At 62.8% G+C, this 12,610-nt stretch carries 21 protein-coding genes; 8 read left to right on the top strand and 13 right to left on the bottom strand.

The window, feature by feature from the left end; translation table 11 throughout:
- Positions 1–31: 31 nt before the first annotated feature.
- The gene (locus HMPREF2996_RS05420) at positions 32–1,357 is read right to left on the bottom strand and encodes a glycoside hydrolase family 32 protein (RefSeq protein WP_070644446.1); all 1,326 of its coding nucleotides are present in this window, start codon (positions 1,355–1,357) and stop codon (positions 32–34) included.
- A gap of 21 nt (positions 1,358–1,378) precedes the next feature.
- Between HMPREF2996_RS05420 and HMPREF2996_RS05415 the strand changes: the two genes are divergently transcribed.
- Positions 1,379–2,248 carry a carbohydrate kinase family protein gene (locus HMPREF2996_RS05415; RefSeq protein ID WP_070730666.1) on the top strand — a complete coding sequence of 290 codons (870 nt, stop codon included), beginning with the start codon at positions 1,379–1,381 and terminating at the stop codon, positions 2,246–2,248.
- A complete protein-coding gene (locus HMPREF2996_RS05410) occupies positions 2,245–2,637 on the top strand; it encodes a hypothetical protein (protein WP_070730451.1) in 393 nt (130 codons plus the stop codon). Before HMPREF2996_RS05415 ends, HMPREF2996_RS05410 begins: the two co-directional genes overlap by 4 nt.
- 54 nt (positions 2,638–2,691) lie before the next feature.
- Here HMPREF2996_RS05410 and HMPREF2996_RS05405 read toward each other — a convergent pair whose 3' ends face one another.
- The 12 genes from HMPREF2996_RS05405 to rpsJ all read right to left on the bottom strand — a co-directional run bounded on the left by HMPREF2996_RS05405 (position 2,692) and on the right by rpsJ (position 8,770).
- Positions 2,692–3,414 (bottom strand): hypothetical protein, encoded by a 723-nt coding sequence (locus HMPREF2996_RS05405; RefSeq protein ID WP_070730449.1) that lies wholly within the window; start codon positions 3,412–3,414, stop codon positions 2,692–2,694.
- A gap of 187 nt (positions 3,415–3,601) precedes the next feature.
- A complete protein-coding gene (gene rpsQ / locus HMPREF2996_RS05400; RefSeq protein WP_010189641.1) occupies positions 3,602–3,883 on the bottom strand; it encodes a 30S ribosomal protein S17 in 282 nt (93 codons plus the stop codon).
- Positions 3,884–3,885: 2 nt separating this feature from the next.
- A complete protein-coding gene (gene rpmC / locus HMPREF2996_RS05395; RefSeq protein ID WP_010189642.1) occupies positions 3,886–4,116 on the bottom strand; it encodes a 50S ribosomal protein L29 in 231 nt (76 codons plus the stop codon).
- Positions 4,116–4,532, bottom strand: a complete 417-nt coding sequence (gene rplP / locus HMPREF2996_RS05390) for a 50S ribosomal protein L16 (protein WP_010189643.1) — start codon at positions 4,530–4,532, stop codon at positions 4,116–4,118. The genes rpmC and rplP overlap by 1 nt, the downstream gene beginning before the upstream one ends.
- Positions 4,533–4,535: 3 nt before the next feature.
- On the bottom strand, positions 4,536–5,282 hold the full coding sequence (gene rpsC / locus HMPREF2996_RS05385) for a 30S ribosomal protein S3 (protein WP_070446580.1): 747 nt from the start codon (positions 5,280–5,282) through the stop codon (positions 4,536–4,538).
- Positions 5,282–5,644 carry a 50S ribosomal protein L22 gene (gene rplV, locus HMPREF2996_RS05380; RefSeq protein WP_010189645.1) on the bottom strand — a complete coding sequence of 121 codons (363 nt, stop codon included), beginning with the start codon at positions 5,642–5,644 and terminating at the stop codon, positions 5,282–5,284. The genes rpsC and rplV overlap by 1 nt, the downstream gene beginning before the upstream one ends.
- Before the next feature lie 3 nt (positions 5,645–5,647).
- A complete protein-coding gene (rpsS, locus tag HMPREF2996_RS05375) occupies positions 5,648–5,926 on the bottom strand; it encodes a 30S ribosomal protein S19 (protein ID WP_010189646.1) in 279 nt (92 codons plus the stop codon).
- A 13-nt stretch (positions 5,927–5,939) separates the two neighbouring features.
- Positions 5,940–6,776, bottom strand: coding sequence for a 50S ribosomal protein L2 (gene rplB / locus HMPREF2996_RS05370; RefSeq protein ID WP_010189648.1), 837 nt, complete (start codon positions 6,774–6,776; stop codon positions 5,940–5,942).
- A 35-nt stretch (positions 6,777–6,811) separates the two neighbouring features.
- Positions 6,812–7,114, bottom strand: coding sequence for a 50S ribosomal protein L23 (gene rplW / locus HMPREF2996_RS05365; protein ID WP_010189649.1), 303 nt, complete (start codon positions 7,112–7,114; stop codon positions 6,812–6,814).
- Positions 7,114–7,776, bottom strand: coding sequence for a 50S ribosomal protein L4 (gene rplD / locus HMPREF2996_RS05360; RefSeq protein WP_010189650.1), 663 nt, complete (start codon positions 7,774–7,776; stop codon positions 7,114–7,116). Before rplD ends, rplW begins: the two co-directional genes overlap by 1 nt.
- Positions 7,773–8,429, bottom strand: coding sequence for a 50S ribosomal protein L3 (gene rplC / locus HMPREF2996_RS05355; RefSeq protein ID WP_010189651.1), 657 nt, complete (start codon positions 8,427–8,429; stop codon positions 7,773–7,775). Before rplC ends, rplD begins: the two co-directional genes overlap by 4 nt.
- A gap of 35 nt (positions 8,430–8,464) precedes the next feature.
- Complete coding sequence (gene rpsJ / locus HMPREF2996_RS05350; protein ID WP_003848085.1) at positions 8,465–8,770, bottom strand: 30S ribosomal protein S10; 306 nt, start codon at positions 8,768–8,770, stop codon at positions 8,465–8,467.
- Positions 8,771–9,418: 648 nt separating this feature from the next.
- Between rpsJ and HMPREF2996_RS05345 the strand changes: the two genes are divergently transcribed.
- From HMPREF2996_RS05345 to HMPREF2996_RS05320, 6 genes are read left to right on the top strand one after another with little or no spacing between them, the layout of a single operon-like run.
- The gene (locus HMPREF2996_RS05345) at positions 9,419–9,916 is read left to right on the top strand and encodes an Asp23/Gls24 family envelope stress response protein (RefSeq protein ID WP_070710820.1); all 498 of its coding nucleotides are present in this window, start codon (positions 9,419–9,421) and stop codon (positions 9,914–9,916) included.
- Between the two features lies 1 nt (position 9,917).
- Complete coding sequence (locus tag HMPREF2996_RS05340) at positions 9,918–10,223, top strand: hypothetical protein (RefSeq protein ID WP_070710819.1); 306 nt, start codon at positions 9,918–9,920, stop codon at positions 10,221–10,223.
- A gap of 32 nt (positions 10,224–10,255) precedes the next feature.
- Positions 10,256–10,450 carry a hypothetical protein gene (locus HMPREF2996_RS05335; RefSeq protein WP_010189668.1) on the top strand — a complete coding sequence of 65 codons (195 nt, stop codon included), beginning with the start codon at positions 10,256–10,258 and terminating at the stop codon, positions 10,448–10,450.
- On the top strand, positions 10,450–11,352 hold the full coding sequence (locus HMPREF2996_RS05330) for an Asp23/Gls24 family envelope stress response protein (protein WP_070730447.1): 903 nt from the start codon (positions 10,450–10,452) through the stop codon (positions 11,350–11,352). Before HMPREF2996_RS05335 ends, HMPREF2996_RS05330 begins: the two co-directional genes overlap by 1 nt.
- The gene (locus HMPREF2996_RS05325) at positions 11,345–11,923 is read left to right on the top strand and encodes a DUF6286 domain-containing protein (protein ID WP_070730445.1); all 579 of its coding nucleotides are present in this window, start codon (positions 11,345–11,347) and stop codon (positions 11,921–11,923) included. Before HMPREF2996_RS05330 ends, HMPREF2996_RS05325 begins: the two co-directional genes overlap by 8 nt.
- Complete coding sequence (locus HMPREF2996_RS05320) at positions 11,916–12,482, top strand: Asp23/Gls24 family envelope stress response protein (RefSeq protein ID WP_070730443.1); 567 nt, start codon at positions 11,916–11,918, stop codon at positions 12,480–12,482. Before HMPREF2996_RS05325 ends, HMPREF2996_RS05320 begins: the two co-directional genes overlap by 8 nt.
- Positions 12,483–12,610 lie beyond the last annotated feature (128 nt).

Below are 12,610 nucleotides of genomic sequence, written 5' to 3'. Positions count from 1 at the left end.
ATTCGGGCATAAATATAGGAAAATTCACACCCTAACGGGCTTCCCAGCCGTGCCAGCGAGCGTCGCTGGCACCAAAAATCGCCGACGCGCCCGCAATCCGCCCATCACCCGCGAAGACCTCCACGGCACATCCATCCGCGATGAGCTCCACGGAGCCAGCCGGGCAGGGAACGACGCGCTCATCGTCCCCAACTGCCAAACGGAGTTCTCCCCCGCCGTAGGTGACGCGGAAGGCGTCGGCCCCGGAGTCGTCGACAAGCACGTACGTTCCCTCGCCGGCCATCAGCGTGGCTACCGAACCGAACCCAACGCGTGCTGCCTCCGCCGGCACAGCCGGCAGCGACCACAACGGCGCCTGGCGCAACCAGCCTTCCTCCAGCCACACGCGCCGCGGCAAGGTGAGCGTGTGGACCCAGCCCTGGGCAACCGTCGGGGTGTCATCCTGCACGGGCAGCCCCATCCACCCCAGCATGATGGCCTCGCCATCCTTTTCCACCAGCTGCGGCGCATAAAACTGGTGGCCATAATCCAGCTCGCTAAAGCCCCGCTCCACGTGGAAGACGGTGCCCTCCAACCGGCCCACGAGGTAACCGCACTGATCGGAGGAGGCGTAGTGCGTGGTGCCGTCAGCAACCACCGGCTCGAGTCCTTGCGGGCAGATGACCAAGACGTCCTTGTCCTCTCCCGTCGCGCGGTCCCGGAGCGTGAGAAGGTTGGGGCACTCCCACATGTAGCCGCCCGGCACGAGATCCGGGCTCAGGCCCGGCTGAGCACTCGAGGTATCAAAGGTGATCGTGCCTTCAAAGGACCACTGCGCCAAGTCCGTAGAACGGTAGAGCACGGCGTGCCCGCTTTCGTCTTCTGCTTGGGCGCCGAGCACCATGCGCCAGCCGGCACCATCGCGGGTGATCTGGGGATCGCGGTAGTGCCCCGTGAAGCCCTCCGCGGGGCCATTGATGAGCGGGTTGGCGGGGTCGTGCTCATAGAAACCGCCTTCTGGACCGCCGGCATCGACGGCACGGACGCGATTCTGCGAGGGAATCCGCACGCCATCGCGCTTGAGATTGCCGGTATAAAACAGCCAGACGTCCTCACCGTCGACCACTGCGCCGCCCGAGTAGCAGCCGTGGGCGTCGTGCTCACGGATGGGATACAGCGCGTCCGGGTAGTGCCGCCATGGCTTCGCCTCGCTTAAGGAGGCCACGGCATGACCCCAGCCTGTCTGCTTCGCCGCGTGCGGGAAGTAGGGGTCGTGCTGATAATAAACATGCAGGTTGTTGCCATCGATGAAGACCCCATTCGGGTCATTGAGGCGGCCGGAGGGCGGGGAGAGATGGAAAAGCGGACGGTAGTTCATGCTCTCGATAGTATGGGTTCCATGGACATTATGGTGTGTGGCGAAGGCCTTGTTGACCTCGTTCCGCGCGGACGCGGGCAGCTGGCGGATTTAACACCGGCGTTGGGCGGCGGTCCCTTCAACGTGGCGGTCGCGGCGAGCCGTTTGGGCGCTAGCGTGGGATTTCAGTCGCGGCTCTCGCACGATGCCTTCGGGCAAGCGCTCATGGAGCGTCTGCATAAAGAAGGAGTGGATACCTCGCTCGTGCAGCGGGGTGAGGAACCCACGACACTAGCAGTCTGCAACATCGGTGAGGACGGATCGGCCACCTATTCCTTCTACACGGAGGGCACGGCGGACCGCCTAATAGAGCCTGTGCTTGTCGACGTCCCCTGGGCCTGTTTCGGCACCGTCTCCCTCGCCCTGGAACCTGGTGCCTCCCGTTATGCCGCGTTGCTGAAGGACCTTGCCGCGAAGGGCACGAAGGTCGCGCTGGACCCTAATATTCGCCCCTTCTTCGCCACCCCGGAGCACCGCGATTTCTTGTTGTCACTGTTGCCACACGTCACGTTGTTGAAGTTGAGCGAGGAAGAAGTGGAATTCCTGGGCGAAGACGCACTGGCCCACGTACCTGTAGTGGTAACCACGCGCGGCGCAGAAGGGCTGAGCGTACGCACGGATTCGGTATCGGCGCAGGTCCCACCGGTTAAGGTCGAGGTGGCAGACACCATTGGCGCCGGTGACACGGTCATGGCCGCGCTGCTGAGCCAGTTGCTAACGCGGGATATCAGCGCATTAAGCGCCGAAGAGTGGCAGGAGATCCTCCACTTCGCGGCGACGGCCGCAGCCATTACGGTGTCCCGCACGGGCGCGCAACCGCCCACGTGTTCTGAAGTGGAGGAGTGCCTATGAACTACCCAGTGCGTGCCAGCGTAGTGCACGGCCTGCTCTTTGTGCTGGTAGCCGTGGCTTTTATCCTGCCGGTGGTCTTCGGTGCCGCAGCGCTTCTACCGGTGCCGCTTGCGGCGTGGGCGTCGGTGGTGCTCGCCGCACTCGCGCTTGTCGACGCCTCCTACCACGCCTTCTCCCCCTCCCAGCGCCCCACCCGCGGTTTACGAGCCCTGTCGGCGGTAGGCAGCGCTGCGCTCATCGTTGGCTGGTTGGTGTGGCTGCGGATTTATAACACCATCGACCTGGTGAGCGCCACGCCCTACCGTATCGGCACGTTCCTTCTCGCGGTAGGCGCGGTGTTGAGCGCATTCTGTCTCGCCATTGCACTCACGCACCGGGGCACACGCTAGACTCTTGGAGGCTTCCGCCCCCGGGTTCGCCGCCCGATTCAGAGCACGCGTTCCCTAGAGGACTTCGTCTGGGGTGTAGTCCACGTACAGCGCACCCATAGGAACGCTCGTATCGCTTTGCCACCAGCCGCGGTCGGGTTCAAAGGGCAAGGTGACGTGCTTGCCCTCGTAGCCTGCCCACGCGCTTTTCTCGACGAGCCCAATGCAACTCTTGCCGGAAAAGGTCAACGTTTTCCGTGACGGGCTGCCACTCTTATATCCGCTCAAGGTGGTGGGCGCATCCAAGGCCAAGAACCAGACCTCTGTCGAGGCGTAATCGGACACGACAATGCCTGGCACGCCACCATCGAGGTCGCCTGCTTTGACCTTGTGCACAGTGCCTGACACCGTGGTGGGAGCATCGGCAGGATTGCCCTCACTGGCAACGCGATCCTTCCGGTACTCGCACTTTTCGATGCCACTGGTGACGGAGGTGTCCGCCTCGGCATTGTTTCCATCGTTGGGTGCAGGTGTCTTCGTGACCTCGGCGGTGCCAGAATTACCGGCACCAGGCGAGTAGCCCGCCGGAAGCGTCGGTTTGGGTCCGGCAGCTTCGGTGCTGGGCTGGGGCTGCGCCTCCGACTCCGGTTTAGCTTGCGTAGGTGAAACGTCCGCGGCGGAGTCCACAGCCGGGGCGTCGGCAGCAACGGGGGCCGGCTCCTCTGCGGCGCAACCGACGAGGGCCGCTACGGAGGAAGCGCAGACAAGGGTAAGCAGAGAGCGAGAGAACGCGGACATACGGCGTTAAACCTTTCAGGAGATGAACGGCCTAACCCTAGCACGTTCCTGCAGCGCAGCCGGATAAAATCGGAGAGCATTCCCCTAGCCAGCCTGTGCTGTGTTGCGCCGATTCAGCCCGATAGGGGGCATAAAAAAGACCCCCACGGTGAACGTGGGGGTCATTGATATCGAAGAGGGCTAGATATTACTTAGCCTTCTCCACGATCTCGACGAGACGGAAGTGCTTGTCCTTGGACAGCGGGCGAGTCTCGGCGATGAGAACGCGGTCGCCGATGCCGGCGGTCTCGTTCTCGTCGTGCGCCTTAACCTTCTTGTTAGTGCGCATAATCTTGCCGTAGAGGGCGTGCTGCTTGCGGTCCTCGAGCTCGACAACGATGGTCTTATTCATCTTGTCGGAGACAACGATGCCGGTGCGGGTCTTGCGAGCGCCCTTTTCCTTCTTAGTGTTCACGTTTGCCTCACTCATGATTAAGCCTCAGCTCCCGGAGCAACGGACAGGCCCAGCTCGCGCTCGCGCAGAACGGTGTAGATGCGGGCGATGTCGCGCTTAACCGTGCCGATGCGGCGGTTGTTGGTCAGCTGGCCAGTGGCCTTCTGGAAACGAAGGTTGAAAAGCTCTTCCTTCGCATCCTTCAGGCGGTTCTCCAGCTCAGCGTTGTCGAGCTCACGGAACTCGTGGGCGGGGGTACCGGTAGCCATTAGAACTGGTCCTCCTTCTTGATGATGCGGACCTTGCACGGAAGCTTCTGGCCGGCGCGGCGCAGAGCCTCGATGGCGGTAGCTTCGTTCGGGTAGGTCATCTCGAAGAGGATGCGGCCCGGCTTAACGTTGGCAACCCACTTCTCGACGGGACCCTTACCGGAACCCATACGCACGCCGAGCGGCTTCTGGGTCAGCGGACGGTCCGGGAAGATGTTGATCCACACCTTGCCACCACGCTTGACGTGGCGGTTGATGGCAATACGTGCGGCCTCAATCTGGCGGTTGGTGATGTACGCCGGCTCAAGAGCCTGGATGGCGTAGTCACCGAAGTTGATGCGGTTACCGCCCTTGGACACACCCGAGCGGGTCGGGCGGTGCTGGCGACGGTACTTGACGCGCTTAGGAATCAGCATGGATTAGCCCTCCTGCTTCTGCTGTGCGCGCTGGCGACGCTGGCCACCACGGCGCGAGCGACCGTTACGGTCACCGCGGCCGCGGCCCTGCGCCGGAGCGTTCAGTTCGGACTCGCGGACGCCACCGACAACGTCACCCTTGTAGATCCACACCTTGATGCCGATGCGGCCGAAGGTGGTGTGGGCCTCTGCGGTGCCGTAGTCGATTTCGGCGCGAAGGGTGTGCAGCGGAACGCGACCCTCGTGGTAGCGCTCAACGCGAGACATTTCTGCACCGCCCAGGCGGCCGGACAGCAGAATCTTGATGCCCTTGACCTGCGGCTGGCGCATAGCGGACTGGATAGCCTTGCGCATTGCACGACGGAATGCGACGCGGTTAACCAGCTGCTCCGCGATGGACTGTGCAACCAGGGTTGCGTTGGCGTCGACCTGCTTGACCTCGAGGATGTTGAGGGCAACCATCTTGCCGGTGAGCTTCTCCAGCTCACGACGGATGCGGTCAGCCTCAGCGCCGCGGCGGCCAATCACGATGCCCGGGCGGGCGGTGTGAATGTCCACGCGGACGCGGTCGCGGGTGCGCTCGATGACGACGTCGGCGATGCCGGCGCGGTCGAGGCCCTTCTCCAGGTACTCGCGGATCTTGATGTCTTCGGCTACGTAGTTTGCGTAGTCCTTATCGGCGTACCAGTGGGTCTTCCAGTCGGAAGTGATGCCCAAACGTAGGCCGTGAGGATGGATCTTCTGGCCCATTACTTGGCCCCTTCCTTCTGGCTCTCGACAACCACGGTGATGTGGCTGGTGCGCTTACGAATCATGAATGCGCGGCCCTGTGCGCGCGGCTGGAAACGACGCATGGTCGGACCCTCGTTGGCGTATGCCTCGGAGATGACCAGGGTGCGCGGATCCAGGCCGAAGTTGTTCTCAGCGTTGGCAGCTGCGGATGCAACAACCTTGGCAACCGGCTCAGCGGCGCCCTGCGGAGCGTACTTCAGGATTGCAAGTGCCTCGGCTACGGACTTACCGCGGACCAAGTCGATGACGCGGCGTGCCTTCATCGGGGTAACGCGGACGTAGCGAGCCGTTGCGGATGCGGAGGTGATGGTGTCACTCATCGCTTATCGACGTCCCTTCTTGTCGTCCTTGACGTGACCCTTAAAGGTCTTGGTGGGTGCGAACTCACCGAGCTTGTGACCAACCATGGAGTCCTCGACGAACACCGGCACATGCTTGCGGCCGTCATGGACGGCGAAGGTGTGACCGATGAAGTCGGGCAGGATGGTGGAGCGGCGAGACCAGGTCTTGATGACCTGCTTGGTGCCGGCCTCGTTCTGAGCATCAACCTTGTTGAGGAGGTGCTCATCGACGAACGGGCCCTTCTTAAGGCTGCGTGGCATTGTTTACCTCCTCTTAGCGCTTCTTGTTCGGGCGACGACGGCGCACGATCATGTTGTTCGAGTAACGGTTCGGGTTGCGGGTGCGGCCTTCCTTGTGGCCCCACGGCGACACCGGGTGGCGACCACCCGAGGTCTTACCCTCACCACCACCGTGCGGGTGGTCGACCGGGTTCATAACGACACCGCGGACGGTCGGGCGGACGCCCTTCCAGCGCATACGGCCGGCCTTGCCCCAACGGATGTTCATCTGGTCAGCGTTGCCAACCTCACCGACGGTGGCGCGGCAACGGATGTCGACGCGACGGATCTCGGAGGACGGCATACGCAGGATGGCGTACTTGCCTTCCTTACCCAGCAGCTGGATGGAGGCACCAGCGGAGCGGGCCAGCTTAGCGCCAGCGCCCGGCTTGAGCTCCACAGCGTGGATGGTGGTACCGGTCGGGATGTTGCGCAGCGGCAGGTTGTTGCCAACCTTGATATCCGCGTTCGGACCAGCCTCGACGATGGTGCCCTGCTTCAGGCCCTTCGGGGCGATGATGTAGCGCTTCTCGCCATCTGCGTAGTGCAGGAGGGCGATGTTGGCGGTACGGTTCGGGTCGTACTCGATGTGTGCGACCTTTGCAGGGATGCCGTCCTTGTCGGTACGACGGAAGTCGATCAGACGGTAACGGCGCTTGTGGCCACCGCCGATGTGGCGGGTGGTGATGCGGCCGTAGTTGTTACGACCACCAGTCTTGCTCAGCGGGCGCAGCAGGGACTTCTCCGGGGTCGAGCGAGTGATTTCCTCGAACTCGGACACGGAGGATGCGCGGCGACCCGGAGTTGTCGGCTTGTACTTACGAATAGCCATAATTCTTCCTTTTCCTTTCGGCTCTTCGGTGGGGCTTAAGCGCCTGCGCCGAAGACGTCGATGGAGTCGCTGCCTTCACGGAGCGTCACGTAGGCGCGCTTGGTGGACTTACGCTGACCGTAGCCGGTGCGGGTGCGCTTGCGCTTGCCTGCACGGTTCACGGTGTTCACGGAAGCAACCTTCACGCCGAAGATCTGCTCGACGGCATCTTTAATCTGGGTCTTGTTGGAGTCCGTGGAGACGTAGAACGTGTAGACGTTCTGTTCCATCAGGCCGTAGGACTTCTCGGACACAACCGGTGCGATGATGACGTCGCGCGGGTTAGCGAGCTTAGCCATTACTTCTCCTCCTTAGCTTCCTCGGCGGCGCCGGTAGCGCGCTCGACGAAGGTGTGCAGAGCCTCAACGGAGAACACAACGTCGTCCGAGTAGAGGACGTCGTAGGTGTTCAGCTGGCCGGCGTCCAGGATCTGGACGTTCGGCAGGTTGTTGGCGCTGCGGCGAGCATTGATGTCCTCGCGGCCGATGACCAGAAGAACATTCTTGCGGTCGGTGAGGCGCTCGATGAAAGCCTTGGCCTGCTTGGTGGACGGGGTCTGGCCCGGGACGAGCTCCTCGATGACGTGGATGCGCTCGTTACGTGCACGGTCAGACAGTGCGCCGTAGAGAGCAGCCTTGATCATGCGCTTCGGGGTGCGCTGGGAGTAGTCACGCGGGACCGGGCCGTGCACGGTGCCACCACCGGTGTAGTGAGGCGCACGGATGGAGCCCTGGCGGGCGCGGCCGGTGCCCTTCTGACGGAACGGCTTGCGACCACCGCCGCGGACCTCGCCGCGAGTCTTGGTCTTGTGGGTACCCTGACGAGCAGCAGCGAGCTGTGCGTTGACAACCTGGTGCATCAAAGCAATGGATGCCTCGGTGTCAAAGAGCTCGGCCGGCAACTCAACGGTGCCGTTGGTCTTACCGTCAGCGGTCTGGACGTCTAGCTTGAGGTTGCTCATGCGTGTGCACCGCCCTTCACTGCGGTCTTAACGGTGACGAGGCCACCGCGCGCACCCGGGATAGCACCCTTGATGAGCAGCAGGTTGGACTCGGCATCAATCTTCTGAATCTTCAGGTTCTGGGTGGTCACGCGGTCCTGGCCCATGCGGCCAGCCATGCGCTTACCCTTGAAGACGCGGCCCGGGAACGAAGCGCCACCAATGCCACCAACGCGGCGGTGAGCAGCCTGGTTACCGTGGGCAGCGCCCTGGCCTGCGAAGCCGTGGCGCTTCATGGCGCCAGCGTAGCCGTGACCCTTGGTGGTGCCGGTAACGTCAACGAAGGACACGCCCTCGAAGATGTCCACCTTGACCTCCTGGCCGACCTCGTATGCGGAGGTGTCGTCCATGCGGATCTCAGCGACGTAACGGCGCGGGGTCACGCCAGCCTTCTTGAAGTGACCGGTTGCAGGCTTGTTGACCTTGCGCGGGTCCTTCTCGCCGAAGGCAATCTGGATGGCGTTGTAGCCATCGGTTTCTTTCGTACGGATCTGGGTAACCACGCACGGGCCAGCCTCGACGACGGTCACCGGCACAACGCGGTTCTCCTCGTCGAAGACCTGGGTCATGCCGAGCTTGGTGCCCAGAATTCCCTTGATCTCGTTTTCACTCATTGTTTGTTCTCCACCAAATACGTTGTGTCGATCGCTTACTGGATATTCACGTCGACGCTTGCCGGAAGGTCGATGCGCATGAGGGCGTCAACGGTCTTCGGGGTCGGGTCGAGAATGTCGATGAGGCGCTTGTGAGTGCGCATCTCGAAGTGCTCGCGAGAGTCCTTGTACTTGTGCGGAGAACGAATAACGGCGTATACGTTCTTCTCGGTTGGGAGCGGCACCGGGCCGACAACACGAGCACCCGTACGGGTAACGGTCTCGACGATCTTCTTAGCAGAAGCGTCGATGGCCTCGTGGTCGTAGGCCTTCAGCCGAATGCGGATTTTTTGTCCCGCCACGCTTATCCTCTTCCTCGCTTCCCCACTTTCACATTCCCGGCGTATCCGGGGCGTGAAGCGGTGGGAAATTGCTTCTCGATTTCTCTATAACGTTGTCCGGGCTGGAAGCCATGGCTCAACGCCAGTTGTCTGACTGTCATGACGACCACGAGAGTGACTTAAGGCAAAAGCCCAGAGTGCAGTGCTCGTGACGGGGTACAAGACCCGTAGTCAAAGTAAATAGGAAGAAGACTGGGGCGTTAGATCTCAATGATCCGCAACCAAAGTCTTATTCATATACTGCCGCTGTTTATTTGCCATGCCCCTTCTCCGGTCCATCTTCTCGGGATTGTCTCTGCTCAAGCGCGGACCTAGCCCGATCGGATGACCTTCGCGTGTAGTTCTAAAAGAACCCCACAACAAAGGTGTCATGTTCGCCTTACCAGCAACAACGCCCTACAAGCTGAAGCCTGTGGTTACGTCGCTGTGTTAAAGCAACCCCTGTATTTAAGCACGTAACCTCGCGTTTTCCAAACTCCTGCGGAAACAGTGGGTAACATCACGTTTTGGCCAAGGATTGACTCTCCGCCGCCCCGCGGACCGCGTTCGCGGTTAAGCTCGTGACGTAGATACATACCTACATCAACTACACAATGAGAGGGATCCACCATGGCTGAAAACACAACCCCCAAGGACGTCGCCGAGCAGACCGCCCCGGCGAACGACGCCACCCCGGCGCCTGCCCCGGAGCGCAACAAGAACCTGGAGACCGATTTCGGCACCACCCGCATCGATGATGTCGTTGTGTCCAAGATCGCCGGCATCGCCGCCCGCGAGGTTTCCGGCGTCGCCGCCCTCGGCGGCGGTGGCGCCCGCATGATGGGCTCCATCCGCGAATCCTTCGGCGCTTCCGAGGACGTCCGCCAGGGCGTGAGCGTCGAGGTGAACAACGGCACCGCTTCCATTGATATCGCCATCATCGCCGAGTACGGCGTTGCCATCCACGAGCTCGCCGAGGCTATTCGCCGCAACATCATGAATGCGGTCGAACGCATGACCGGCCTGTCCGTCGATCGCGTCGACGTCGTCGTCCACGACGTCAAGCTGCCGCGCGAAGAGGACGAGTCCACCGAGGCAACTCCGGCGGTTACCCAGGGCCAGGCATAACGTGACCTCTGCCGAGCTCACCCTCCCCCTTGCCACGTCCATAGCGGAGGCGGTGACGGATCTGAGGGGCGTCGCCAAGCTTTCGCCCGGCCGGTTCGGGGAGGTCGCGCTGCTCTTCCCCGGTGAGCGCGTGCACGGCATTCGCCGCCCCAGCCCGCAGGATGACACGCACCTGGAGCTGCACATTGTCGTTGATGTCAGCGCAGGCGTACCACTCGCCGAGCTTGGCGACGTCACCCGCACCACCGTCCGCGCCACCTGGCCCGCAGTGCGCCGCGTAGACGTGGTCTTCGACGACGCGGTCTAAAAGGAACCGACATACAGAACTAAAGGAAAACCATGAAGAACTACACCTCCCTCGGCGTGATCGCCGGCTTGGTTCTGGCCTTTTTCATCTACCTCGGCGTGTGGTACGTCGCGCTCGCGGTCTTGCTTGCCGCGGTCGGCGGCGTCATCGGCGCGCATTTCGACGGCCGCATTGACCTCACCGCGGTGTGGAAGGGCGTGGTCGGCCAGGATAGAGGCCGAGGCTAGTGAGCACCGAATCAACCGGGGTCGCCCTCTTCGGGCGAACCCGCTTTTCCCTGCGCGCGATGGAAAAGGTCATTAACGCCGCCATTGCGAGCGTGCCGGGGACCGCGGCTGTCGACGCCAAATTAGCCGGCCTCGCCGGCCGCGCCTTTCCGCGCGTGATGGCGCAAATGGACCCGGATACGCAGATGGTGGCGGTGGATGTCGACATCGCTGTGTACTGGCCCTCCCCCGTCACCGAGGTGGCGAAGGCAGTTCGCACGGCAATCCGCGAGGCAGTCCGCGATTTCACAGGTTTTCGCACCACTCGCGTCAACGTAACGGTGGGCGGTGCGGTCCCAGGCGAGCGTACAACCGCGCTGGCGGTCGAGACACGCGCGCCACTGTCGGCGCAGATTCCGGCGATTGTTCCGGAGCGCGCTGTGAAGCCGGTGGACGTAAGCCAGCGCGCCGCGGTGCGCCAAGTGTCGACCCCTGCGCCGGTCCCTGTACGCACGGTGAGGGTGCCGGAGGCGGTGCGGGTGAGGGGCGTCGGCAAGCCTGCGGACGTTACGGTACGCACGGAAGGTTTCGGCCCCGGCGAGAATCGCTACGACAAGCTGCGCCCCATCCACACGCCCGAACCGCAGCCGCTGCGCGCAGTCACGGATCCTGCGCCGGTACAGGTCCGCTCGGTGCCTGCGCCACGGGAGTTCGCGCTGCGCCACGTCGAAGTGCCCCGCCCGGTTGAACCGCGCGGCGTGGACCTTCCGCACACTTCTCCGCTTCGCGTCCCGCATGCCAAGCCGCTTCAGCTTCGCCCAATTGCGATTCGACCCTCGGCCGAGTTCACACGCCGGGTAGACGTTCCACGTCCGGTGCCGCTGCGCGCCATCACCATCCGCGAAGGAGGTCATCATGAGTGAGAACTCGCTGCCCGCTGGCTTTGGCCAACGCCCGAAAGCCTCCCCACCGGCGCGGGGGTGGACCATCATCGTGGGCATCCTGCTGCTCGCGGCCGCCGTCGTCGTGGGGCGTGAGGCCTGGGTGGCAGGTGCCAACGAGGGCGCAACCTCGTGGCTGCAGCCCTTCATCGACGTGATGTCCTCGCCGGAGATCCATACATGGATGCTTGTGGCCGGGGGCGTGGCGATCTTCGTCGGGTTGATTCTGTTGTGGGCGGCGTGTGCGCCGCGGAAGACAACGCACGTGCGGATTGGCTCCGAGGATGCGTCGATGTGGCTGCGCGCGGTGGATATTGCACGGGTGGCGTCGGCAACGGCGCGTCGGGTGCCGGGAACGACGGCGGCGCGGAGTCGGGCCAAGATCACCAAGGAGCGCTCCCGTATCACGGTCACGGCCACGGGCGATCCCGATGATGCGCAGCTTAAGGAGCGCGTGACTGAAGCGGTGACGGCGGCGCTGGCGGCTATCACGCCAGCCCCGGAGGTTACCGTGGTGATTGAGAATGAACAGGAGGATATCGCCAATGTCTAAGACGCTTGCGGGTGTGGACCGCGCGATACTTGCGGTGTTGGGAATCCTGCTCATAGCTTTGGGCGTGTGGCCGATTCTCATCCACTTCGACGTGCCTTTCGCAACGTACTTGGCCTCGTGGGTGGACCACGACACGTGGGCGGGTCTGCCTGGGCAGTCTTGGTGGCCTTTTGCGCTGGGCTTGGCGACGATCATCTGTGCCCTCACCGGCCTGTGGTTGGTGATAAGCAACCTGCGCCATCATCGCTTTAATTCGATGCCCTCGGAGGAATCGAATGAGGAGGGTGCGATTAAGACGGAGATGCCCGCGATTGCAGGGGCGGTAGCGGATACTCTCGCTGACATTGAGGGCGTGGAGAAAGTATCGCGGCTGGTAGCCTACGACCGCTCGCGGCCGACGTTGCAGTATGAGGTGCTAGCGGATCCCGATACCCCGCTGCTGCGCATCAAGGATGCCATTGAGGTCAATGACCGCGACTTCCGCGCGGCCTTTCCGGACGTGGATGTGGATACGCGGTACAAGGTTCACTTCACGAAGGTCCGCAACGCTACCGTCTAGGCCGCCGCGCGCGGCGAGCGGGCTTACTCACCGCCTACGTTCGCCTTGCGGCACCTACTAACCTCGCATTCTCTTGCCTCCGCGGTTGGCGTTTCGCCCCACCCCTGAGCTGGGTGTTTCTTCCTCCG

Source organism: Corynebacterium sp. HMSC066C02 (genome assembly GCF_001814945.1).
In the GTDB taxonomy this organism is placed as follows: domain Bacteria; phylum Actinomycetota; class Actinomycetes; order Mycobacteriales; family Mycobacteriaceae; genus Corynebacterium; species Corynebacterium aurimucosum.
Note: the sequence above shows the minus strand (reverse complement) of the source record. Positions and strands in the feature narration are given on the sequence as shown.

What these genes read in the sequence shown, in the direction of transcription:
- rplB (WP_010189648.1), bottom strand. Translation starts at nt 6,776, where the DNA reads ATGGCTATTCGTAAGTACAAGCCGACAACTCCGGGTCGCCGCGCATCC.
- rplW (WP_010189649.1), bottom strand. Translation starts at nt 7,114, where the DNA reads ATGGCTAAGCTCGCTAACCCGCGCGACGTCATCATCGCACCGGTTGTG.
- rpmC (WP_010189642.1), bottom strand. Translation starts at nt 4,116, where the DNA reads ATGGCTACCGGTACCCCCGCCCACGAGTTCCGTGAGCTCGACAACGCT.
- HMPREF2996_RS05320 (WP_070730443.1), top strand. Translation starts at nt 11,916, where the DNA reads ATGTCTAAGACGCTTGCGGGTGTGGACCGCGCGATACTTGCGGTGTTG.
- HMPREF2996_RS05415 (WP_070730666.1), top strand. Translation starts at nt 1,379, where the DNA reads ATGGACATTATGGTGTGTGGCGAAGGCCTTGTTGACCTCGTTCCGCGC.
- rplC (WP_010189651.1), bottom strand. Translation starts at nt 8,429, where the DNA reads ATGAGTGAAAACGAGATCAAGGGAATTCTGGGCACCAAGCTCGGCATG.
- HMPREF2996_RS05410 (WP_070730451.1), top strand. Translation starts at nt 2,245, where the DNA reads ATGAACTACCCAGTGCGTGCCAGCGTAGTGCACGGCCTGCTCTTTGTG.
- rpsC (WP_070446580.1), bottom strand. Translation starts at nt 5,282, where the DNA reads ATGGGCCAGAAGATCCATCCTCACGGCCTACGTTTGGGCATCACTTCC.
- HMPREF2996_RS05405 (WP_070730449.1), bottom strand. Translation starts at nt 3,414, where the DNA reads ATGTCCGCGTTCTCTCGCTCTCTGCTTACCCTTGTCTGCGCTTCCTCC.
- rpsS (WP_010189646.1), bottom strand. Translation starts at nt 5,926, where the DNA reads ATGCCACGCAGCCTTAAGAAGGGCCCGTTCGTCGATGAGCACCTCCTC.
- HMPREF2996_RS05420 (WP_070644446.1), bottom strand. Translation starts at nt 1,357, where the DNA reads ATGAACTACCGTCCGCTTTTCCATCTCTCCCCGCCCTCCGGCCGCCTC.
- HMPREF2996_RS05335 (WP_010189668.1), top strand. Translation starts at nt 10,256, where the DNA reads ATGAAGAACTACACCTCCCTCGGCGTGATCGCCGGCTTGGTTCTGGCC.
- rplV (WP_010189645.1), bottom strand. Translation starts at nt 5,644, where the DNA reads ATGAGTGACACCATCACCTCCGCATCCGCAACGGCTCGCTACGTCCGC.
- HMPREF2996_RS05345 (WP_070710820.1), top strand. Translation starts at nt 9,419, where the DNA reads ATGGCTGAAAACACAACCCCCAAGGACGTCGCCGAGCAGACCGCCCCG.
- rplD (WP_010189650.1), bottom strand. Translation starts at nt 7,776, where the DNA reads ATGAGCAACCTCAAGCTAGACGTCCAGACCGCTGACGGTAAGACCAAC.
- HMPREF2996_RS05325 (WP_070730445.1), top strand. Translation starts at nt 11,345, where the DNA reads ATGAGTGAGAACTCGCTGCCCGCTGGCTTTGGCCAACGCCCGAAAGCC.
- rpsQ (WP_010189641.1), bottom strand. Translation starts at nt 3,883, where the DNA reads ATGAGTGAGGCAAACGTGAACACTAAGAAGGAAAAGGGCGCTCGCAAG.
- rplP (WP_010189643.1), bottom strand. Translation starts at nt 4,532, where the DNA reads ATGCTGATTCCTAAGCGCGTCAAGTACCGTCGCCAGCACCGCCCGACC.